The 21,430-nt window shown below is 56.0% G+C and carries 21 protein-coding genes; 16 read left to right on the top strand and 5 right to left on the bottom strand.

The window, feature by feature from the left end; genetic code table 11:
- Positions 1-163: 163 nt before the first annotated feature.
- Genes ABIK48_05300 through nfi form a run of 4 tightly spaced genes read right to left on the bottom strand, consistent with a single transcriptional unit; the run spans position 164 to position 3,589 of the window.
- Positions 164-586 carry a hypothetical protein gene (locus tag ABIK48_05300; GenBank protein ID MEO0021572.1) on the bottom strand — a complete coding sequence of 141 codons (423 nt, stop codon included), beginning with the start codon at positions 584-586 and terminating at the stop codon, positions 164-166.
- A gap of 60 nt (positions 587-646) precedes the next feature.
- Positions 647-1,231, bottom strand: coding sequence for a hypothetical protein (locus tag ABIK48_05295; GenBank protein ID MEO0021571.1), 585 nt, complete (start codon positions 1,229-1,231; stop codon positions 647-649).
- Positions 1,232-1,243: 12 nt separating this feature from the next.
- Positions 1,244-2,857 carry a DNA methyltransferase gene (locus tag ABIK48_05290; GenBank protein MEO0021570.1) on the bottom strand — a complete coding sequence of 538 codons (1,614 nt, stop codon included), beginning with the start codon at positions 2,855-2,857 and terminating at the stop codon, positions 1,244-1,246.
- A 36-nt stretch (positions 2,858-2,893) separates the two neighbouring features.
- Positions 2,894-3,589: a deoxyribonuclease V gene (gene nfi / locus ABIK48_05285; GenBank protein ID MEO0021569.1), complete on the bottom strand. Its 696-nt coding sequence runs from the start codon at positions 3,587-3,589 to the stop codon at positions 2,894-2,896.
- 416 nt (positions 3,590-4,005) lie between these two features.
- On the opposite strand from nfi, the gene ABIK48_05280 reads away from it, so the two are divergent.
- Entirely contained in the window at positions 4,006-4,587 is a 582-nt protein-coding gene (locus ABIK48_05280) for a MarC family protein (protein ID MEO0021568.1), read from the top strand.
- A 32-nt stretch (positions 4,588-4,619) separates the two neighbouring features.
- Here the strand turns inward: ABIK48_05280 and ABIK48_05275 are convergent, their stop codons facing one another.
- Positions 4,620-7,358, bottom strand: a complete 2,739-nt coding sequence (locus tag ABIK48_05275; protein MEO0021567.1) for a T9SS type A sorting domain-containing protein — start codon at positions 7,356-7,358, stop codon at positions 4,620-4,622.
- A 121-nt stretch (positions 7,359-7,479) separates the two neighbouring features.
- Between ABIK48_05275 and ABIK48_05270 the strand changes: the two genes are divergently transcribed.
- The 15 genes from ABIK48_05270 to ABIK48_05200 are packed head-to-tail and all read left to right on the top strand — an operon-like array spanning position 7,480 to position 21,430.
- Positions 7,480-8,169: a hypothetical protein gene (locus ABIK48_05270; protein ID MEO0021566.1), complete on the top strand. Its 690-nt coding sequence runs from the start codon at positions 7,480-7,482 to the stop codon at positions 8,167-8,169.
- Between the two features lie 9 nt (positions 8,170-8,178).
- Positions 8,179-8,655: a cyclic nucleotide-binding domain-containing protein gene (locus ABIK48_05265; protein MEO0021565.1), complete on the top strand. Its 477-nt coding sequence runs from the start codon at positions 8,179-8,181 to the stop codon at positions 8,653-8,655.
- Positions 8,652-9,335: a (d)CMP kinase gene (gene cmk, locus ABIK48_05260; protein ID MEO0021564.1), complete on the top strand. Its 684-nt coding sequence runs from the start codon at positions 8,652-8,654 to the stop codon at positions 9,333-9,335. Before ABIK48_05265 ends, cmk begins: the two co-directional genes overlap by 4 nt.
- 1 nt (position 9,336) lies before the next feature.
- Complete coding sequence (locus tag ABIK48_05255) at positions 9,337-9,981, top strand: lysophospholipid acyltransferase family protein (GenBank protein ID MEO0021563.1); 645 nt, start codon at positions 9,337-9,339, stop codon at positions 9,979-9,981.
- A 1-nt stretch (position 9,982) separates the two neighbouring features.
- A complete protein-coding gene (ispH, locus tag ABIK48_05250; GenBank protein MEO0021562.1) occupies positions 9,983-10,828 on the top strand; it encodes a 4-hydroxy-3-methylbut-2-enyl diphosphate reductase in 846 nt (281 codons plus the stop codon).
- Complete coding sequence (gene rpsA / locus ABIK48_05245; GenBank protein ID MEO0021561.1) at positions 10,821-12,503, top strand: 30S ribosomal protein S1; 1,683 nt, start codon at positions 10,821-10,823, stop codon at positions 12,501-12,503. Before ispH ends, rpsA begins: the two co-directional genes overlap by 8 nt.
- A 6-nt stretch (positions 12,504-12,509) precedes the next feature.
- Positions 12,510-13,751, top strand: a complete 1,242-nt coding sequence (locus ABIK48_05240) for a radical SAM protein (protein MEO0021560.1) — start codon at positions 12,510-12,512, stop codon at positions 13,749-13,751.
- Positions 13,752-13,793: 42 nt separating this feature from the next.
- Positions 13,794-14,756 carry an OmpH family outer membrane protein gene (locus ABIK48_05235; GenBank protein MEO0021559.1) on the top strand — a complete coding sequence of 321 codons (963 nt, stop codon included), beginning with the start codon at positions 13,794-13,796 and terminating at the stop codon, positions 14,754-14,756.
- A complete protein-coding gene (locus ABIK48_05230) occupies positions 14,757-15,404 on the top strand; it encodes a UDP-3-O-(3-hydroxymyristoyl)glucosamine N-acyltransferase (protein MEO0021558.1) in 648 nt (215 codons plus the stop codon).
- Entirely contained in the window at positions 15,401-16,162 is a 762-nt protein-coding gene (locus ABIK48_05225) for a UDP-3-O-acyl-N-acetylglucosamine deacetylase (GenBank protein ID MEO0021557.1), read from the top strand. Before ABIK48_05230 ends, ABIK48_05225 begins: the two co-directional genes overlap by 4 nt.
- Positions 16,159-16,581 (top strand): 3-hydroxyacyl-ACP dehydratase FabZ, encoded by a 423-nt coding sequence (gene fabZ / locus ABIK48_05220; protein MEO0021556.1) that lies wholly within the window; start codon positions 16,159-16,161, stop codon positions 16,579-16,581. Before ABIK48_05225 ends, fabZ begins: the two co-directional genes overlap by 4 nt.
- Positions 16,548-17,327, top strand: coding sequence for an acyl-ACP--UDP-N-acetylglucosamine O-acyltransferase (gene lpxA, locus ABIK48_05215; GenBank protein MEO0021555.1), 780 nt, complete (start codon positions 16,548-16,550; stop codon positions 17,325-17,327). Before fabZ ends, lpxA begins: the two co-directional genes overlap by 34 nt.
- Positions 17,324-18,625, top strand: a complete 1,302-nt coding sequence (locus ABIK48_05210) for a folylpolyglutamate synthase/dihydrofolate synthase family protein (protein ID MEO0021554.1) — start codon at positions 17,324-17,326, stop codon at positions 18,623-18,625. Before lpxA ends, ABIK48_05210 begins: the two co-directional genes overlap by 4 nt.
- A 56-nt stretch (positions 18,626-18,681) precedes the next feature.
- On the top strand, positions 18,682-20,067 hold the full coding sequence (locus tag ABIK48_05205; GenBank protein ID MEO0021553.1) for a hypothetical protein: 1,386 nt from the start codon (positions 18,682-18,684) through the stop codon (positions 20,065-20,067).
- Positions 20,054-21,430 (top strand): MFS transporter, encoded by a 1,377-nt coding sequence (locus tag ABIK48_05200; protein ID MEO0021552.1) that lies wholly within the window; start codon positions 20,054-20,056, stop codon positions 21,428-21,430. The genes ABIK48_05205 and ABIK48_05200 overlap by 14 nt, the downstream gene beginning before the upstream one ends.

Here is a 21,430-nt window from a genome sequence, read left to right as displayed (position 1 = left end):
TGCTCCTTTTTGAGAAATTATCCAACCCTCGAAAAACAAAATGTTATATCTATAATAAATAGACTAATTCAAATCCGCTAAGGTTGCAAGGAAAACAGGGGTTTAGTCAACCAGCGTAAACCACCCGTCTGTCTTTTCGCTTTGATCCCCGATTTGCCGCTTACTACAACCGCAGCAATTTCTGCTCATAATCCAATACAGCAAATTTCCTGCCCTTCTTCACCACCTTATGCCCCTCATTTTCCAAGAATTTCTTTTGCGCCTCTGCTCCGCCCGGATATTTCTCGTTAATCACTCCTCCCTGTTTCAGTGTCCGCCAGTAAGGGGTAAAATCCCGCTTGCCTTCTTTTGCCATCTCATCAGCCGCGCGGGCAGCAATAGCGGCAAAGATACCGGTGGTAATCGGACAGCCGATGGTTGCCTTATGCCTCTTTGCCAGAATTTCCCGAATCTGATTAATAGTGATGAGCCTGCCTTTCGGCACCATCCTCATAATCTCATCAACCTCAATCGGCGCCGGAATCACTACCGTATCACCCGGCTTTGTCCCCCATTTTCCCGCCATCTTCGGCGTAATTTCAACCACCTTAGGCAAATCCTTACTATTCCTTAATTTCTCCTGCCAGGACCTCCGCATATTCAGCATTTACGCCAGTCGGGGAGCTACATCGATATTAGCTTTAAGCAGTGCCTCAACCGGATGCGTACCATTCATAATATCACAGAGCAAAGCAATCGCCAAGTGACTCCCTTTCCTGCTTGGAAGGAGATTAATTCCCTGCTTTTCACAAATAATGTCCAGCTCCTCCTGTTTTCTTGCCGGGCGTCCGGTAAAATTCAAGTCTTCCTGCTCTAAAATCCAGTTCAGTGCGTGAAGGACATATTCTAGGGGATATCCAGGCAGTCCGTAACAGTCATGTTGGTATTTAGTAATCACTTCTCTTACATCCTTGCCGGCCCATACTTCAATTATCGCATCAAGGAGTTTTCTTGCGCGACTCTGATCGGCGCAAATTTTGCCATATAAGTCAATCGCAAAGTGGGCATGTTTGGGAGTCATCGACCTTGAAGGTTGAACCTGAAAAATTACTTTAACCTTGAAATCTCGCTCTGACTTTGAATCATCGGTCTTAATCAGATACCAACCGTTAGAAAGAGTAATTACTTCTCTAATCTTTTTCCGGAAACGGCCTCTACCCCAGAAATCGCCAACTCTGGGTTCATGTATCACTATCGCCTCCTTCTATTTTACATCATATATCAGCAGGTATTGGTGCACAATTTCAAGCTCTGCACTATCAGATTTCGGACTCGTTTCGTCTTGATTACTAGCGACAACAATAACAATTTCCTTTAACCACAATCGCTGATTTTTCTTAAGTAAGCTAATGATGTTTTTAGCCATTGGTTCGATGTAACCCGTAACCCTGACGTCTTTCACTTGAATAACTAGATAACCATCAGGTGCTATATGCGGTAATTGCTGATCAACAACCGCCTCTATCGTTTTCATATACTGTTCAACTTCTACCCTGGACTCAGGTCGCTGGAGTGAATTCGCCTTGATAAACAGCAACCCGGCACTTTTCTTAACCTTCAATTCCGAAAAGGTGGAATTACTAGGGAGAGGATTAATATAGACAGTCAGCCGGACTTTACCTTTCCCATAACGCTTAAATACATTTTCATTCAGTTGCTCCTCCAACACTTTTTCCTGAAAAGTCCATACTGTGCTGACCTCAAGTTCATTAACTTTAGCAACGGGGAACTTTCTGTGCGTCCAGTCATATGAGGAAATAGCAGCTGAACGGGCTTCTCGCATTACTGCTGGAAAAGATCCCTGAACTTTCTCGAAAATCGGCAAGTACTCATGTGCCAACAGCAGGAAATTATATTGCACGCTCTTATCATACCAGAAACCGGTAGTTTTACAGTTGTGCTGGCGCTTAATCACCAGCTCCCTCAATCTGAATCCGGCTTTCTGGAAAACATCGATTGTCTGAAATCCCAGCGGCAGAATGTGTTTTTTTCTTCTGGTATCACCAATTAAAATCGCACATTTACCACCAGGCTTGAGCACCCGGTAGCTCTCCCGGGCAACTTTCCCGATTTCTAAAAGAAATTCATCGATATCCAAGTTTGATAGGTCACCATCGATGTCCGAACCATACTTTATAATCCCCGCATAAGGAGGATGAGCGCAAATAAGGTCTACGCTCTCGTCAGACATCCAGCCCAGATTTCTGGCATCACCTGCTCGAACCTCGGGCTCAAAAGCCGATATTTTGTCAGAAAACAAATTTGAAGGTAGACTGAAATCAAGGTGTTGTTTAGTAAGCGCAACGCATGCCGGATTGATATCTATCGCTATACATCTTCTGCCAAGAAGCTTAGCTTCAACTGCTGTCGTTCCGCTCCCAGCAAAATAGTCCAGTACCAAATCCCCCGGCTTTGAGTATTTCAAGATTACATTTCTCGGTATATAAGGCGACCAGTTACCCCGGTATTTACCATTATGTGTTGCCCAATTTCCTCGCTGTTTGAAACTCCAAACTGTTGTTGTTTCCTCTTTAAAATCTTTAGGTTCCAAGCACTTTATCGACTTTTGTACTTGCACTAATCCGGAAATATTCAACCCGTAGGATTCGAGGATAATTTTTTCAAGCTGACGCAAATTAATCCCGAAGCGCTGGCCTAATTCAGCATCTGAAGCCCCAGATGTCCTTGCTTTTAATATTATCCTTTTGAATGACTCATATCCGTGATTATTAATGATGTGCTTGCCCAGTCCATTATAAACCGTATTTTGACAAATAGAACATCTCTGCGCTTGCCTCTTATTTGCCGGATGTGCCATACCAAAATATACTAATAGCTTTCGGGTCACTGTCAATCACTTTTCTGGATTTTTAATGCAACCTACTGAGTCCTTGACAGTTGATCGCGCCCTGATGTGCGCCTGGCGGAGCGGTTCGGGTATCCGGTATTTGCTCACACAGCGCAGGATAATCTTGCCTGCCATCTTTACGCTGACTCTGTGTCCTGGTGAGACAAAGACCGGCCGGGTGTTATCCTTTGTCCGCAGAACCAGCCCGACCGCATTACCCACGCGGTCCCGGATGAAACTGAACGCCCCTTTATGCCTTTCCGGCTCCTCATAAAATCCAAAAAGATGGGATTTGGCACAGCCGATCGCCGGCCTGTCAAGAAGGACACCAAGATGGCTCGCAATTCCCAGCCGCCGTGGATGGGCGATCCCCTGACCGTCAAAGAGAAAAACATCCGGCTCGGTTTTTAACCTCCTGATCGCCATCAGCAGGACCGGACCCTCACGGAAGGAAAGAAATCCCGGAACATAGGGAAATTCAGCCCTGCCCGCACAAATCACCTGTTCCACAACCGTAAACAATCTCAGATCAAAGACCACAACCGCAGCCACCAGTCTCTCTCCATTCTTCTCATACGCCACGTCACCACCGGCAACCAGCCTGATATCACGCTCATCAGTAAAATTATCCTCCAGTATCAGCTGATGTACCAGACAGTACTGAATATCATTAAATACATAATTAACATAATTACTACACATCACTAGAAAAAAAATAACAGTTTCCTTGAGATAATAATTATTTAGATGTCACTGTTACGTGATATGTCCCGTCCGACTGTCTAGGCTCTAACCTGTAGACAGTAATGTCGATTTCATTCCATGCTTTGCTAGCAGCCAAAAGTGCTTTTGCCAAATGAAAAGCTTGATCTCTAGACAATTTAATACCTATTGTCTGAAGATCCTGAATTTGCTTTTTAGTACGAGCTGAGGGATAAACTTTAAGACATCTGAGATTGGCGTTTATCCCTAAACTTTTAACTGATTTCCTAGGCACAGCTAAAACCTCCTTTTATTTTTAATTTTATAATAATCTACCCTTCTTGTCTTGTCAATTCATTGTGTTATATATGACATGACTTGAACTTCAGATTGCGTATGATAATCTAACCTACACGATGGTCTATACCCTGCTCCAGCTGATTATTCTCTTTTTTGTCATCTTTGACCCGCTTCTGAGCTTTGTGGTGTTCTTCGGGGCAACTGCGGACATGACTCCGCAGGAAAAGCGCAGAACCGCAATTCTGGCGGTCAGCGTTGCCATCGGGATCTCTCTGCTCTGCCTGGTATTTGGCGCGGGCATTCTGAAGCTTTTCAATACAAATATCAACGACTTCAAAATTGCCGGCGGTATCATCCTCGGCATCCTCGGCATCCAGATGTCCCTGGGCCAGGCCGGGTCGGAACGGGTGATGGGCACAAAGAAATCGGCGAAGGCGATCGCCTCGCTCATCGCCACCCCGCTTCTGACCGGTCCGGCATCAATCACCGCCATAATTATCAGCGTCCATGACTATGGAAGACTGCTTACCGCGCTCGCCATTCTGATTGTCCTGCTGGTTACGCTCGCTATCTTCCTGCAGGCACCACGCATCACCCGCTTCACCGGCGAGACCGCGCTCCAGGTAGTCTCCACCCTGATGGGACTGATCACCCTCTCCTGGGGTATAATGTTCATCAAGGAAGGGCTCGGCGTCTGAAACCCTGCCCTGCGCCCGGTTTCTTACGGCGTTTACCTCAACAGTGTAAACCGCTGCCTTAACTTTATCCCGGAACCGCTCAGTTTCAGAAAATAGACACCGGCATTCAGGTCCCGGAGATCAAAATTCATTCTTGCCGTGCCAGCATTCCGCTCACCTGTGTGCACCACCCGCACCTGTCTGCCTGCAGCATCCAGCAGTTCCAGCCGGAACCGTCCGGTCTGAGGCAATTTCACCTCCAGCTCCAGCCGATTGCGCACCGGATTGCCGAGCAGGCGCAGTTCAGTCCGCGCGGACCTGCCCTCCGGTCTTTCGGCAACTCCAACCGGATTCCAGAACGCACCCAGCGCCTTGTTGGTGAAATAATCCGCTACATAGCCGTCAAATGTAAGCAGCAACTGGCCCGAGCCGGTTGTAATATCGGAAAGGTAGCGATCATACGGCTGGTTGATCAGCTCAATCCCCTGCGGGTCCAGAACCCGCCCATTCAAATCAACCCGGGCACCAAAGATATCCATGTTTTCCTGATTGTAGTAATCACGCCAGACAACCAACCAGAACGGTCTGTAATACTCAACCCGGGGATAGAACTGATCATACTCATTACTGGAAATGGCAATACCATCCGGATCCAGCACATCGCCATCTGCGGTCACCCGGGCTGCGTAAACATCATAATTACCGCTCCGGCTATCAGTCCACACCACAAAGTAGCCACCATTGCCGGAAACCACATCCGGAAATAACTGATAATCTTCCGCAGTGCTGACTGGAATCCCCTCCGGATCCAGTATCTCACCATCGGAAGTAATGCGGGCACCGTAGATGTCGGCACTGCCGGTTGTATCCCGTTCATCCTGCCAGACAACAAGCAGAGTTTCAGCACCGGTAGTAACCGCAGGATAACTCTGCCAGCCGTCAAAACCGGCAATTGCCTCCATTCCCAGCACATTTCCATCCGGTGTCACCCGCACCCCATAGATGTCATGCTTATCTTCGACCCAGTCGTGAAGCTCATAGACCACCAGATAATTTTCACCGTTGAAACCCGACTGGGGATGATACTTGTAATACTCATCAACTGCAACCGGAATTCCGTCCGGGTCCAGCACCTCACCATTAGTGCTCACCCGTGCCCCATAAATATCCTGAGAGCCGTTCCGCTCATCAACCCAGACTACAAGAAAGTTGGTTCCGTCAAAGGCTATTGCCGGTGAATACTGATACTGCCAGCCGGTGGCGATCGGAATGTCCTCGGGATCAAGAATCTGCCCCTGAGGTGTCACCCGCGCACCGTAAATATCCCCATCATCTCCGTTCCGGTAATCCTCCCAGACCACCAGATAATTGGTGCCGTCAAAGGCAGCCACCGGTGCATACTGGGTCGGACTGATAATTCCCCAGGAAATTAGAACCCCATCCGGGTCAAGCACCTGACCACTTGTATCAACTCGCGCACCGTAGATGTCCGGTCCCTCATAATTCCGGAAATCAGACCAGACCGCAAGGTATCTGCCACCGCCGAAAACCACCGCCGGCAGCACCTGGTCGTATTCGGGCTCTGCCGAAACCGGGATACCGGCACTGTCCAGCACCACACCACCAGTGCTCACCCGGGTTCCATAAATATCCGCCTGCCAGCCGGAACGGTAGTCCAGCCAGGTAACAAGGTAGTTGGTGCCGTCAAACGCCACTGCCGGATAAACACTCAAATAATCACTCAATCTGATACCCTGCGGGTCCAGAATTGTGCCATCAGGCTGAATGCGCGCACCGTAAACCCGGTAATCCTCAACCGCCTCCCGATCATCAAACCAGACAACAAGATAGTTAGTACCGTCAAATCCAACCCGGGGCAACGCCTGGTCATTATTTTCCGCTGAAATAATAAAACCCGAACTGTCCAGCACCACACCGTCGGTGCTCATCCGGGTACCATAGACATCGTAATACAGATCGCCATCCCGGTCATCTGAAAAGACAAAAAGGTAATTGGTGCCGTCAAACGCCAGACCGTGATAGATAATCTGGTCATAGGGCTGAGTATTAACCGGAATTCCGTCCGGGTCCAGCACCTCACCACCGGTGCTCACCCGTGCCGCATAAATATCCGACTCCCAGTTGCCACTCCGCAAATCACTCCAGGCAACCAGGTACCTTGTCCCGTCAAAGAGCACCGCTGGTAACGTCTGCATCTCCGGTGCGGTGGAGATCGGAATCCCGTCCGGGTCCAGCACCTGGCCCTGAGGTGTCACCCGAGCACCGTAAATATCCGGATCAGAATTGCGCCAGTCGGTCCAGACCACCAGATAATTTGCGCCGTCAAATGCCACTGCCGGATACTCTCCGCCCCAGGAGCCGAATGATATCTGAATCGGCGTCGTGTCGATCATCACCCCGTCAGGCCGGATGCGGGCACCCGAAATCTCTCCCTGCTCGTAATCCATCCAGACGACAAAGAAGTTTGTACCATCAAAGGCGACATCGGCAAAATCCTCTTCCCCGGGACCGGGGCCTAGGACAACCGTGGTATCAAAGGGAAATTCCTGGAGCTGAAATTTCCGGATCCGACTGTAAACCGCCCCCACTGATGTTACTCTGCTTGGCTTTTGTGCAAACCATTTCTCCTTCCAGAACCGGACTGAATTCAAACCGCTTTGTTTCAGCTGATGCCGTGGACGGAATGGCGGACGCCTGTCACGCGCCGGTAACGCCCGGGTTGAACCCAGTGTCAGGCTGACCCAGATAACAGCTAAAATCAGTCGCTTCACCTTGCACCTCCACAACAAAGATAATCTGCTTTAGGGCTCAGTCAATACGATCTCATTGGGACACGACCGCCTTCCTCCGCAACGGCTTGACTTGGGCTCAAGTTTGACTTATGCTCATCTGATGAAACTGCTGCTGATCACTCTGAGTCTTGTTGTCCCGGCTGGTGCCATTCTTTACCACATTGACAGCCCGGTGCCAATCTCTCTTACTCACGGTGAATACTATGCCGGACTTCGCCTATGGGGCGAGGGCGGAGTTCTCGCCCGGTTCGGTGTCGGACTGTTTGACCGGCTGACGATGGGCATGTCCTACAGCGCCAACCACATCATCGGCGGCAGCACGCCGGAGTTATCAAGGCCAAGACCGGAACTGTTCGCCCGGGTGGCAATTTTCCGGGAGGCGGGCTATGTGCCGGACCTGACATTCGGATTTGAAAGCCAGGGGTATGACTACTGTGACAATGAGGAATTCACCGTCCGCGAGAAGGGAGTTTATCTTGCCCTCGGTAAAACGATTGAAGCCAGCCGTACCTATGCCGAACTCGGCGTCAACTGGTGGCGCGGGTTTAACGGCTTCATCGTCCTGAATCAGCTGCTCCCCGGTAATGTTGAGCTCATTGCCGAATATGACCCGGCGCTGAATGATTTGCCGCCGGATAACCGCTGGCGCGGTGGCTGGCTCAATTTCGGCATCGCCTGGACCTTTCAGGAACGGGTCCGTTTGGGACTGGCACTGCGGGACCTGCTTGGAAACAGTGACGCTACCCGGCGCAACCGGGTATTTGACCTCTCCATCAACGAGCATTTCTAAGGAGGGAAAATGGACATCAAGGAGTTTCTGAAAACGATTGAAGGTTTTGAACGGTTGGAAGACAGCGAACTGGAACGGTTTGCCCGGCTCGGAAAGCTGAAATCTGCCCGTGCTGGTGAACCGGTTGATGTTCAGGGTCAGCCGGCAGACCGGTTCTACATCCTCGTCTCTGGAAGGCTGGCGGTTATTCTCACCCTTGACTTCGGTGTTGCCCAGCAGACCTATCAGATTATGACGCTGGGACCGGGACAGATGTTTGCCTGGTCCGGACTGGTTGGTAACCAGCACTACACCGCCGGCTCCCGAACGCTGACCGACTGTACCTTTCTGGAGTTTGAGGTCACCGAACTGGAAAGGCTTTTTGACCAGGACCCCCGGCTCGGCTATGTGCTCATGCGGCTTGTTGCCCGGACGATCGCCTCGCGCCTGCGCCACATCCAGCTGCAGCTTGCCCAGCAGTTTGCCCTCCGGGAATCAACCGAGTGAAAAAAAACTCTGCCGGCTTCATTATTGCCATTGATGGTCCTGCAGGTGCCGGCAAGTCTACCACCGCCCGGCTCGTTGCCCAGCGACTGGGCTTCTTTCATCTTGATACCGGTGCGATGTACCGGGCAATCACGCTGAAAATCATCGAGGCGGGAATCCGGCTCACCAACCGCCGCCAGCTCCAGCAACTGCTGGACAGCACCCAGCTGGACCTGAAATGGAAAAATGACCGGCTGCAGGTCCTGCTGGATAAACGGGATGTTACTGAAGCCATCCGGCAGCCAGCGGTGAGCGCGCTCGTCTCACCGGTGTCCGCGATCCGCTCGGTGCGGGAAAAACTGGTTGCCGAACAGCGCCGGCTGGCAGCAGGTAGAAATGTCGTCTGCGAAGGCCGGGACATCGGTAGTGTAGTTTTCCCGCATGCCCAGCTCAAGATCTATCTTGACTGTGATCTGAAAGAGCGGGCGCGGCGTCGGCTGGCAGAACTGAAGGGAAAGGCAAATCTGGAACAGGTACGGAAAAATCTCGCCGAGCGTGACCGGATTGACTCCCGCCGGCGGCACAGTCCGCTGCGCCGGGTCCGGGATGCAATTCTCATTGACACCACCCACCTCACAATTGAAGAACAGGTGGCGCTCGTCTGCGCCCTTGCCCGGCGTCGGCTGGCAGACCCGGACTGAAATGAAACTCCGCTGGCGGCTCGCCTGGAGTCTCACCTACCCGCTTGCCCGGCTGCTGCTGCGCCTCCGGGTCTCAGGCCGGGAAAACCTCCGTATGGTAAGAGATCGCGGTGTAATAATTGCCGCCAATCACACCTCCAACTTCGATCCGCTCATACTCGGCTGGGCTGCCGCCCGGGAAATCTTCTTTCTCGCCAAGGAGGAGCTGTTCCGTTACCGCCCCTTCGCCTGGCTCATCTCCAGCTGGAATGCCATTCCGGTCCGGCGGGGCGGAATGGACCTTACCGCCCTCCGGCGCTGTTCGCAACTGCTCCGGCACCGCCAGGCACTGGTGCTCTTTCCGGAGGGTACCCGCAGTCGCAGCGGCAAACTGGGCAGTTTCAAACCCGGGGTGGCAATGCTGGCGGTCCGGAACTCGGTGCCGGTTATCCCCTGTTACATTGCGGGAGTTGACAAGTCCTTCATTTCCTGGTGCGTGGACCGGGACTTCGTCCGGCAGGGGCTGCGCACCCGTCCCCGGCAGTGTGTACCGATCACGGTGCAGTTTGGTCCACCCGTAATGCCCGAAGGATTTGCCAACACCCGGACCGGTTATGAACAGCTCACCCGGGAAATCCTGGCACGGGTCCAAACACTGGCAGGCTGAAATGCCCCGCATCCTGATCGCCCGGCCGACCGGTTTCTGTTTCGGTGTCGAGCGGGCACTGCGGCTGGCAAGAAACGCATTAAGAAAATACCCCAGAGTCTGGACCTATGGCGAACTGGTCCATAACCCTGATGTCCTGCGCGAACTGAAAAACGAGGGCATCAGAATCGCTGCCCGCATCAGTGCGGTCCGGGATGGTGCCATTATCATCCGCGCCCATGGCTGCCCGCCGGAAGTGCTGACGCAATGCCGGGCTCGGGGACTGGAAATCATCGACGCCACCTGCCCCTATGTACGCCGGGTTCAGCAGGTGGCGCGCCAGCTGGCAGCGGAAGGCTATCAGGTGGTGGTTGTGGGCGAACGCAACCATCCCGAGGTCCGGGCGATCCTTGCTGCTGCCGCTCCCCGGGCGTCCGTCTATTCCCCCGCACGCCGGTACCCGAAGTCGGGCAGAATCGGCGTCGTTGCCCAGACGACCATCGGCCGGGACCGGCTCAAGGCAGCAGTTGCCAACCTGCTTGATTTTGGTTATACTGAAATCCGGGTCTTCAACACCATCTGTGCTGAAGTGACCGCCCGGCAGGCGGCAGCGGTCCGGCTTGCCAAGCGGGTCGAGGCGGTAGTCGTGGTTGGCGGTAGAAACAGTGCCAATACCACCCGCCTGGCGGAGATTATCCAGCCGCACTGCCGCCGGGTTGTGCATATCACCGGCCCGGCAGAAATCGATCCTGCTGAGTGGCAGGGGTTCTGCCGGATCGGGATCGCTGCGGGTGCGTCAACTCCGGCAAAGGTGGTGGCAGAAGTTGCCCGAATTTTAAGAATGTCAGGAGGACGAAAAGATGAATAATTACCAGTCAAACCCGGCTCCGGATACCGGAGAACCCAACTCGCTTTACGACACCTCTTTCCCCAGTTATCGCGAGGGAGAAATTGTCACCGGCACGATCATCAAGCGGGTGCAGAATGCGGTGCTGGTGGACATCGGTCTGAAGGCGGAAGGAATTCTGCCGCTCGAGGAGTTCCGCAATCCCGATGAGGCGGTCGAAGGCAGAAAGATTCAGGTCTATATTGACGCTTTGGAAAACAAGGATGGATTCCCGGTCCTTTCCAAGAAAAAGGCCGACTTCCAGCTCGCCTGGGAGATCATCAAACAGAAGTCAGAAAGCGGTGAACCGGTGAAGGCGGTTGTGCTGCGCCGGGTCAAGGGCGGTCTGGCAGTGGATGTGTTCGGGCTCGACGCCTTTCTGCCCGGCTCGCAGGTTGACCTCCGGCCCGTTCCCAATCTCGATGCCCTGGTTAACCAGGAACTGGAGGTTAAAATCCTCTCCGTGAACTGGCACAAGAAAAATATCGTCGTTTCCCGCCGGGCACTGCTTGAGGAACGGCAGGAGGCGCTGCGCCGGGAACTCCTGCAGCGGATCCAGGTTGGCGACATCATTGAAGGAACGGTCAAGACCGTAACCGAATTCGGTGCCTTCATTGACATCGGCGGAGTTGACGCCCTGCTTCACATCTCCGATCTTGCCTGGGTCAAGGTAGTTCATCCCAGTGAAGTGGTGCAGCCGGGCGAAAAACTGAAGGTCAAGGTCCTCTCCGCTGACACCAATACCGGCCGGATTACCGTCGGCTTGAAACAGCTGACCCCGCACCCCTGGGAAAAGGTGGAGGAGAAGTATCCGATCGGCTCGCGCGTCCGGGGCCGGGTCACCACGCTCGCCGAATACGGTGCATTTGTGGAACTGGAAAAGGGAATTGAGGGACTGATTCATATCTCGGAAATGTCCTGGACCAAATCCATCCACCACCCGGCACAGCTGCTCTCGGTTGACCAGGAGGTGGAAGCGGTGGTACTTAACATTGACAAAGAGAACCGGCGGATTTCCCTCGGGCTCAAGCAGACTCAGCCTGACCCCTGGTCGCTGATTGATGAACGCTACAAGGTCGGCCAGCGGGTAACCGGCAAGGTCAAGTCGCTCAAGGATTTCGGGGCATTTGTCGAACTGGAGGAGGGAATTGAGGGGCTGATTCATAATCAGGACATCTCCTGGACCAAGCGCATCAAACACCCGCGCGAGGAGCTGCGCAAGGGCCAGGTCGTGGAGACAATCATTCTGGAAATTGACAAGGAAAACCGGAAGATCTCCCTGGGATTAAAGCAGACTCAGGAGGACCCGTTCTACAAGCTCAGCCAGGAGCTGAAGGAAGGGGATATTGTCCGGGCGCGGATTGTGGACATCCCGAAACCCGGGCTGGTGGTCGCCCTGAATTACGGAATTGAGGGGTTTGTGCCCTTGAGTCAGCTCGCCCGGGGTGGCGGTAAGAAGGTCCGGGAAAACTACCAGATCGGCGAGGAGCTGGAACTGAAGGTTTTGAGAATCGACCTCAACAACCGGCGCGTCGCTCTGAGCGAGAAAGCGCTCCAGCCCAAGCCGGAAGAAAAAGAGGAAGAGGAACTGCCGCCGGAACGGCCCCTAGACCGGTTTACACTTGAGGATCACCTCCGGGACTTCAAGGATTTTTAACCACCCGTGACCGCTGTGCCCTTCGCCACTGAACCGGGGCGCACCGCCTGTATCGCCACGGTCGGCTGCCGGCTCAATCAGGCGGAAAGCGACCTGCTGCGCGGCTGGCTGCAGACGCAGGGCTTCCGGCTCGTCAATGACTCCGGAGCGACTCCCGATCTCTGCTTTGTCAATACCTGCGCGGTAACCGCCAATGCGGAGAAAAGTTCGCTGGCGCTCATCCGTTCGGTCTGCAGTCTCAACCCGAAACCCCGGGTGATTGTGTTCGGCTGTCTGCCGGTGCGGGCGCCCGAACTCCTGAAAAACATTCCCGGAATTGACGAAATCTGGACCGCGGAGGAGAAAAAAAGCCGGCTGGAAGACACTCTGCCGGCACCGGTCCGGAGTCGTGCCCTGCTCAAGGTTCAGGACGGTTGCGACCGGACCTGCTCCTTCTGCATCGTCCGCCAGCTGCGTGGCGCGCCGGCAGCCGTGCAGCCGGAAAAGGTGCTCAGCCAGTTTCAGCATCTGCGCCAGTCCGGATATCAGGAGATTGTCCTCACCGGGCTGAACCTTGGCCGGTATGAAAGCGGAAACTGCAACCTTGCCCGGCTGCTCCAGCTGCTCCTGGCGCAACCGGGACGGTTCCGGCTCCGGCTCGCCTCAATTGAACCGGATCTGTTTACCGATGAACTGCTGACGGTGATCGCCGATCCCCGCATCTGCAGTCACTTCCACATTCCCCTCCAGAGTGGTGACGACCGGCTGCTTGCGGCAATGGACCGGCGCTACCGGACCGCCGATTATGCCCGGCTCATTAACAAAATCCTTCAGGTAAAACCCGATGCCTGCATCGGCGCGGATGTGATCGTCGGTTATCCGGGCGAGGACGAACTGTCATTTACCCGCACTCTGAACTTTCTGAACTCCCTGCCGCTTCATTACCTGCATGTTTTCCCCTATTCTCCCCGGCCCGGGACCAGGGCGTTTGAACTCGGCGATCCGGTCCCGAAACCGGTGAAGCAGCACCGGGTGCAACTGCTCCGTCACTGGTCAGACCGGCGGCGTCAGGCATATGCCCGCCGGTTTATCAGCACGGTCCGGGAGGCGGTGCTTGAACCCGACGGCCGGGCACTCACTGACAATTATCTCCGGCTTACCTGTGAACCGCTCCCCGCTGAAATACCCGCAGGCAGACTGGTCCGGCTCGTGCTGAAACCGGATGAAGACCGGCTGGCAGGGACAGTAATTGATGCCGGCTCCGGCTAACGAGAGCAGAAGAAGTTATGATATAAACAGGGAGGAACGGCTATGAACGCCAAGGGACTGATTCTGTTCCGGGCACTCCTGCTCCTGCTGACACTCACCGCCCTTGCCGGTGCCCGGGAGTACAAGATCGGCTACATTGACTCCGACCGGCTCCTTGCCCGCTACGAGGCGGCAAGCGAGGCAAAAAAACAGCTCAATGATGCTATTGCCAAATTTCAGGCAAAGGCAGAATCACTCCGGACCGAATACGAACAGGCAAAGGAGGAGTACGAATCCCAGCAGCTCACCCTTTCTGAAGAAGGCAAGCGGGCAAAACTGGCTGAGGTGGAATCAAGAAAGAAACGGTATGACAGCTACCTGAATGAGATTTACGGTCCCCAGGGGAAAATAGAACAGAAAAATCAGGAGCTGCTGGCGCCGATCGTCACCCGAATTGACTCGGCGGTGCGCAAGATCGCCCAGATTGAAGGGTTCGCCCTGGTCCTGGATGCCACCAAGGCGGGAATTGTCTACGGTGAAACCGGACTGGATCTGACCGAACTGGTGCTTGAGGAGCTCAACCGGGAGTATGTCCCGCTGCCCGCCACAATCACCCGGAGGCGGGTCTTTGTCATTGCTCCAGTCTACGAGGCGACGGATGAGGCGCAGCGGGAACGGCTGGGCACCCGGATCCGGCAGTTCGCCGGCGCCCTGCTCAAGGACAAAACGCAGGTGGAAATCATCCCGGACGCCAAGGTTGATCAGACGGTCCAGAACCGGGGCTATGCGGGTATGCAGATCACCCAGGACCAGGCGCTGGATGTTGCCCGGGCGCTCAATGCCGACTACTGCATCTTCGGCGAATGCTCCAAACGGGAGCGGAAAATCCAGTTCAAACTCTCACTCCTTGAAGTCAGCACCGGCATGCTGCTCCGCACCCAGGAGGGTGAAGCCGACCGGATTGAGGCGCTCCGGGAAAAGGTCAGCGGTGTCATCCAGATTCTCTATTCCGCCCTCACACCCTAAGTGCACCCTGAAGCGCACCCCCACTCCTGGATTGACCCGCACGCAAAAATTGACCCGAGTGCTGTCATCAGCCTGTTTGTCTACATTGACGCCGGGGTTGAAATTGGTGCCGGTTGTTTCATCGGTCCGAATGTCACCATCCTCGGCAGAACGGTGATCGGCAGAAATGTCCGGATCGGACCGGGCACAGTCATCGGCTGGCACGGATTCGGGTATGAACAGCGCGCTGGCAGATACCACCTTCTGGAGCATGAGGGTGAGGTGATCATTGAGGATGAGGTTGAGATCGGACCGCTGGTCTCAATTGCCCGGGCAAAGACCGGCAGACAGACCCGGATCGGCAGAGGCACAAAGATTGATGCTCTGGTCCACATCGGCCACAATGTCCGGATCGGCGAAAACTGCATTATCACCGCCCAGAGCGGTATCGCCGGCAGTGCCCGGCTGGAAGATGGAGTAATTATTGCCGGCCAGTCCGGAATCCGGGACCACATCACCATCGGCGCAGGCAGCGTCATCTATGCCAAATCCGCAGTCTTCCGCTCCCTGCCGCCGGGCAGTCATTACTGGGGAATTCCGGCCCGGCCGCTCCGCCAGATGCAGCGCTTCTGGGCACGGCTCTGGCACCAGTTTGGAGAAAACCATTGACGATCAGAAAAAGGATTACCATCCACGGCTGGAACCGGCAGGGCCGGCCGGTCCGGCTCGAGCTCGCTCCCGCACCTGCCGGCTCTGGCATTGTCTTCAACTCCCAAGTCCGGGCCGACATCCGGCACGCCCGGGTGGAAAATCATACCACCGCCTTCGCTCACAATTCCTGCCGGATCGCACTCGTTGAACACCTGCTTGCCGCCTGCACCGGACTGGGTATCACCGACCTCAACATTACCCTTGACCGCGGTGAACCGCCCTTTGCTGACGGCAGCAGCCTCCTTTTTGCCCGGCGCCTGCAACAGGCCGGTATCACCGGCAGCAGCAAGCCCTTTTATCTCACCGGACCGGTTGCGGTGGCAGATGGAGGAGGTATTCTCATCGCTCTGCCCGCTCCGCGCCTGAAGATCAGCTGTCTCATTGACTATCCCCAGACCGGTCCCCAGTTCTTCTCCGCTCTTATCACCCCCGGCCGCTTCCTCCGAGAGATCGCACCGGCTCGGACCTTCGGACCGGCAGATACCGGACTCCAGCCGCTTTTGGAACGTTTGCCCTTCCGGATAAAAATGGTTGCCGGCTGGCTTTTTCCGGCAAAACCCCGCTTTGATACCGAACCCTGCCGGCACAAGATTCTGGACCTGCTCGGTGATCTGGCGCTCCTGGGCAGACCGCTCCGGGCAGAAATTTTCGCCTACAATCCGAATCACCGGCTGAACCTGAAACTGGTTTGGAAATTAAAAAAGGAGGCATTTTGAACCCGTCGATTGATGTCAAACAGTATCTTCCCCACCGGGAGCCGTTTCTCTTCATTGACCGGGTGGTCCGGTTTGACGGTCAGGAGATTGAATGCGCCCGGACCGTCCGGCAGGAGGAGTTCTACTTTCCGGGCCACTTTCCCGGCAATCCGGTCCTGCCCGGCGTCCTGATGGTGGAGGCGATCGCCCAGGCGGGCATCCTGCTTGTTTTGCTCCAGCAGCCTGAACTCAGGGGGAAAACCCCGCTCTTTGCCGGCATCGAGCAGGTGCGTTTTCGGCGCATCGTCCGGCCCGGGGAACAGCTGCGGATCATCGCCCGGCTCGTTTCGGCAAAGGCCGGCGTGTTCAAGTTTGAAGGCAGGGTCCTCGTCGGTGAAGAACTCGCATGCAGTGCAACAGTCACCGGTGCGGTCCGCTGATCCATCCGACCGCCATCATCAGCCCTCAGGCACGGCTGGCGCCCGATTGTGAAATCGGACCCTTCTGTGTCCTTGAGGGAAGAGTCGCCATCGGCGCCCGCACCCGGCTCAAAACCGGCGTGGTCATCGGCGGTGAGCCGATGGACCGGAAGTATCAGGGAGAAGCCACCGCGGTCATCATCGGCAGTGACAACATTCTGTTTGAATATGCGACCGTGCACCGGGCAACCGGACCGGACAGCATCACCCGCATCAGTGACCGCAACTTCATCATGAGCTATGTCCACATCGCCCACAACTGCCAGCTCGGCTCCGACTGTGTCCTGACCAGTGGTGTCCTGCTCGGCGGCCATGTGGAGATTGAGGATGGCGTCAACCTCGGCGGCGGCACCGGTGTCCATCAGTTCTGCCGGATCGGCCGACTGGCGATGGTCGGTGCCCACTCCTATGTCAACCAGGACATCCCGCCCTTCATGCTTGCTGCCGGCAACCCCTGCCGGATATTGGGCATCAACCGCACCGGACTGGAGCGTGCCGGCTTCAGCCCGGAAAAGATCGCCCTGATCACCGATGCCTTCCGGCTCCTCTTCCGCTCCGGTCTGCTCTTTGACACCGCCCTCAACCGGATTGAAACCGAACTTCTGCCCGGACCGGCAGAGGCGGAAATCCGGCACCTGCTGGAATTTTGCCGGAATTCAAAACGGGGAATTCTGCTCAAAAGTTCACCTGATCAGGAGGGACAATGAACTACCAAAACGCGCTTGAGTTTCTGGACGCACTTGTCAACTACGAGCGCAAACCCCGACCGCGCGACCGGTTCAAGCTCGATGCGCACCGCAACCTGCTTGCGCTTGCCGGCAATCCGCAGGACCGGCTCAAAAATGTCATCCTGATCGCCGGCACCAAGGGCAAGGGCTCGGTCGCCTATATGATTGAGGCGGGCCTGCGCGCCTGCGGACTCAGAACCGGGCTTTTTATTTCGCCCCATCTCCTCTCGGTCCGGGAACGGATTCAGCTCAACGGCAGCTGGATCACCCGGGCTGAGTTCGCCCGGCTGATAACAAAATTCCAGCCGCTGGTCAAGAAACAGCCGGTCTCCTACTTTGAACTGCTGACCGCCGCCGCCCTTGACCTGTTTGCCCGGCGCGGGCTTGACTATCCGGTGATTGAGGTCGGACTCGGCGGCAGGCTGGACGCCACCAACCTCAGCCACCCGGAAATCTCGGTCATCACCCGGATCGGCTATGACCACCTCAGGGTGCTCGGCAGTACGCTCGCCAAAATCGCCCGGGAAAAGGCGGGCATCATGCGCCCGGGAAAACCGGTGATCATCGCCCCGCAAATGCCCGAGGCAAAAAAAGAACTGCTGGCGCAGGCAGAAAAGACCGGTGCCCGGCCCGTGCTCGTCGAGGAACACTCCCGCTACTGGGATGAATCCACCGACCTCACCGGCACCGCCTTTTCCGCCTTCACCGAACTGGGTGCGGGCAGGATTCAGCTCCGACTTCTGGGCAGACACCAGATTGAAAACTGCCTCACCGCCCTCACCACCCTCGGCATCCTCGCCCGCAATGACCCGCGGATCAGATTTGAGCCGGTCCTTCAGGGCTTAAGCAAACTGGTTATTCCCGGCAGGTGCCAGCTCATTGAACAGAACCCGCCCCTGCTGGTTGACACCTGCCACAACCCCGAATCCGGACAGGCGCTTGCCCGGGTCCTGCGCGACTGCTTCCGGGAAAAGGTAATTCTGGTCTACGGCTCGCTCCGCAACAAACTGGTCAGGCGGACGCTCGAACCGGTTGCACCCTATGTGGACTATGCAATTACGGTTGCGCCCGAATCACCCCGCGCCCTTGCTCCGGCACTGCTCAAGGGCATCCTCACCCGGCTCAAGGTCCCGGCCGAGACTGCGCCCGACATCCCGGCTGCGCTTGCCCGTGTCCGTGAACTGGCGATCGGCCGAATGCCGATTGTGGTTGCCGGCTCCTTCTACCTCGCCGGCGCGGTCCTGGCACAGCTGCAGCAGAAAGAGCCCGGCGGCTAAAAAAAATAACCCGTCATTTCCTTGACAATCTGATTAATCAAGCCAGTCTATTACCGATGGCGCACTCCCGGATTAGCGTTGGTCTTGTCATTACCATTTTTTCATTCTGTCCGGCGGTGGAGTGGGACAGCCTGGTCCGGCTCACGAGCCATCCGGCGGTGCAGGTGCCCGGACTGAGCTATCAGAAAAGCATTGCGGTTGACCCGCAGGGAAATATCTTCGTCTTCTGGCTGGACAGCCGTGCCGGTTTCCGGCAGATCTGGTATCGCCTTTATGAAGCCGGAAGCGGAATCTGGCTCCCCGAGTCTCAGCTCACCCGGTTTGACATCAACCTCAATCTGCCGACCGCCGGTGCCGACCCTGCGGGCAATATCCACCTCCTCTGGCACCTTGACGCCCAGAACTATCCTCAGCTGCGCGGTATCTGGTACAAGCGGTTTGACGCTGCCACCAGCCGGTGGCTTGCCGAAACCCTGGTCGCTTTCGCACCCCTGCCCTATAATCTCAAGTATCCGGCGGTTGCGGTCCAGCCGGTTACCGGTGCACTGCATATTGTCTACTACGGCAATCCGGATACCGGCGGTGTCCCGCAGGTGTTTCACAAGGAGTATCAGCCCAGCACCGGCTGGCTGCCGGCAGAGCAGATAACCGCCTATCCCGCGGATCACCGGGATGCGTCAGTAGCGGTGGACAGCGGTGGTAATCTGTGTGTTGTCTGGCTGGGAAGGGATCTGGGCAGCTTTAGTGATCAGGTGCTGTGCCGGCGCCGGATCGGCGGCGTCTGGCAGGAGATTGAGCAGGTGTCAGAGCTTGCCGGCGGTCTTGCCCAGTATTCACCGGCAGTAACCGCCGGCGGTAACAACTGGTGGCATATCGTCTGGCAGGGGTATGATGCGAACTCTCCCTATTATCAGATCTGCTACCGGTGCCGGCGCCCGCCGGGATGGAGTGAAATCACCGCTGTCAGCGGTTATGTCCAGTTTAATCAGGAATCACCATCAATCGCCCATCTCTTTAACAACCGGTGCGCTGCGGTCTGGTGCGGGAAAACCGCCGGCTCACCGGACCACAAACAGCTGCTCTTTGCCCTCCAGGAGTCTGCGGGTGTCTGGACCGGACCACAGCAGCTCACCGGTCTGACGACCCACGAGGTGAAACAGCCGGTGCTCGTAACCTGGGACCGGACCCTGCACATTCTCTTTGCTGCGGACAGCGCCGGCAACACCGACCTGTTTTACCTTGGCGGCAGACTGCCCGCCACCGGTGTCAACCAGCCCGAGCGCCAGCAACCTGTCCGGATTGTTAACATCGGTGCATACCCTGCCCTTGTCGGTTTCACCCCTGCCGGCACCCGGGTCCGAATCAACCGCACCGGTGTCTATCTCATCCCGGACCATCGCTTTCGTTTCCAGAAGGTTGTGGTCATCAGTGGCAGTAACTGAATCCCGGGTCCGGGTTTTAACTCTGGTTGCCACGAGCATCAGCTCATTTGTCACCCCGTTTATGAGCTCATCAATCAACATCGCCCTGCCTGCAATCGGCAAGGACCTCGGTCTGGATGCGATCACCCTGGGCTGGCTGCCCACTGCCGCACTTCTAAGTTCAGCAATCCTCTTGCTCCCCTTCGGCCGGCTTGCGGACATCTATCACCGGCGGACAATCTTCAACCTCGGTCTTGGGACCTATACGCTCGCCTCGCTCGGTGCGACGCTTGCGCCTTCGGGCACGCTGCTGCTGATCTGCCGGCTTCTGCAGGGCATTGCGGGCGCAATGATATTTGCCACCGGTATCGCCATCCTCACCGCGGTCTATCCGCGGGAAAGAAGGGGCTGGGCACTGGGCATCAACACCGCAGTTACCTATCTCGGCCTTTCGCTCGGACCCTTTCTCGGCGGTATCATCACCCGGTATCTGGGCTGGCGCATGGTGTTCGGCATCAATCTGCCCTTCAGCCTTGCCGCCCTGCTGATGAGCCCGGCAATCCCCGACTCCGCATCCGGCAGTGCTGCGAAATTTGACCTCACCGGTGCTGTGATTTATGCCGCCGGTGTCCTGGGACTGCTTTTCGGTCTGACCCGGATTCCGGACCGCACCGCCATCATTCTGAGCATCGCCGGCGCCTTCAGCCTGCTGGCATTCCTGTTCTGGGAAAGACGGACCGCCAGCCCACTCCTGAACCTTCAGCTGTTGCGCACCAACCGGACCTTCACCTTCTCCAATCTTGCCGCACTCATCAATTACGCTGCAACCGCTGCGGTCGGATTTCTGCTCAGCCTCTATCTCCAGTATCTCCGGCAGATTGATGTCCAGACCGCAGGCATGATTCTGGTCTGCCAGCCGGTGGTCATGGCGCTCTTCTCGCCCCTGACCGGCAGGCTTGCGGACCGGCACGAACCACGCCTGCTCGCCTCGGTCGGCATGGGACTGACAACTCTCGGGCTCGGACTTTTTGCCCTGCTCGGTCCGGACACACCGCTCGGGCTGATAATCTCTGCTTTACTGGTTCTGGGCTTCGGCTTTGCCCTGTTCTCCGCACCCAACACCAGTGCGGTCATGGGTTCCCTCGCTCCGGCAGACTACAGCACCGGCTCGGCCATCCTTGCCACCATGCGCCTGCTCGGTCAGAGCCTTTCTCTCGGGCTGGCGATGATGCTGCTGGGCATCTTTGTCGGTCCGGTAAAACTGCAACCCGGCAATGCACCCGGTCTTCTGCCTGTGTTCCGTCTGGGCTTTGCCCTTTTCAGTCTGCTCTGTTTTCTGGGAATTTTCGCCTCGCTTGCCCGCGGTCCGGGCAGAAACCGTTAA

Source organism: candidate division WOR-3 bacterium (genome assembly GCA_039801085.1).
Taxonomy (GTDB): domain Bacteria; phylum Hydrothermota; class Tepidihabitantia; order Tepidihabitantales; family Tepidihabitantaceae; genus JAOABP01.
The sequence above is the reverse complement of the archived record's forward strand: the minus strand, read 5'-3'. Positions and strand labels throughout refer to the sequence as shown.

Coding starts and splice junctions, on each gene's coding strand:
- ABIK48_05290 (MEO0021570.1), bottom strand. CDS start 2,857: ATGGCACATCCGGCAAATAAGAGGCAAGCGCAGAGATGTTCTATTTGT.
- nfi (MEO0021569.1), bottom strand. CDS start 3,589: ATGTGTAGTAATTATGTTAATTATGTATTTAATGATATTCAGTACTGT.
- ABIK48_05280 (MEO0021568.1), top strand. CDS start 4,006: ATGGTCTATACCCTGCTCCAGCTGATTATTCTCTTTTTTGTCATCTTT.
- ABIK48_05270 (MEO0021566.1), top strand. CDS start 7,480: ATGAAACTGCTGCTGATCACTCTGAGTCTTGTTGTCCCGGCTGGTGCC.
- ABIK48_05265 (MEO0021565.1), top strand. CDS start 8,179: ATGGACATCAAGGAGTTTCTGAAAACGATTGAAGGTTTTGAACGGTTG.
- ABIK48_05255 (MEO0021563.1), top strand. CDS start 9,337: ATGAAACTCCGCTGGCGGCTCGCCTGGAGTCTCACCTACCCGCTTGCC.
- ispH (MEO0021562.1), top strand. CDS start 9,983: ATGCCCCGCATCCTGATCGCCCGGCCGACCGGTTTCTGTTTCGGTGTC.
- rpsA (MEO0021561.1), top strand. CDS start 10,821: ATGAATAATTACCAGTCAAACCCGGCTCCGGATACCGGAGAACCCAAC.
- ABIK48_05235 (MEO0021559.1), top strand. CDS start 13,794: ATGAACGCCAAGGGACTGATTCTGTTCCGGGCACTCCTGCTCCTGCTG.
- lpxA (MEO0021555.1), top strand. CDS start 16,548: ATGCAGTGCAACAGTCACCGGTGCGGTCCGCTGATCCATCCGACCGCC.
- ABIK48_05210 (MEO0021554.1), top strand. CDS start 17,324: ATGAACTACCAAAACGCGCTTGAGTTTCTGGACGCACTTGTCAACTAC.
- ABIK48_05205 (MEO0021553.1), top strand. CDS start 18,682: ATGGCGCACTCCCGGATTAGCGTTGGTCTTGTCATTACCATTTTTTCA.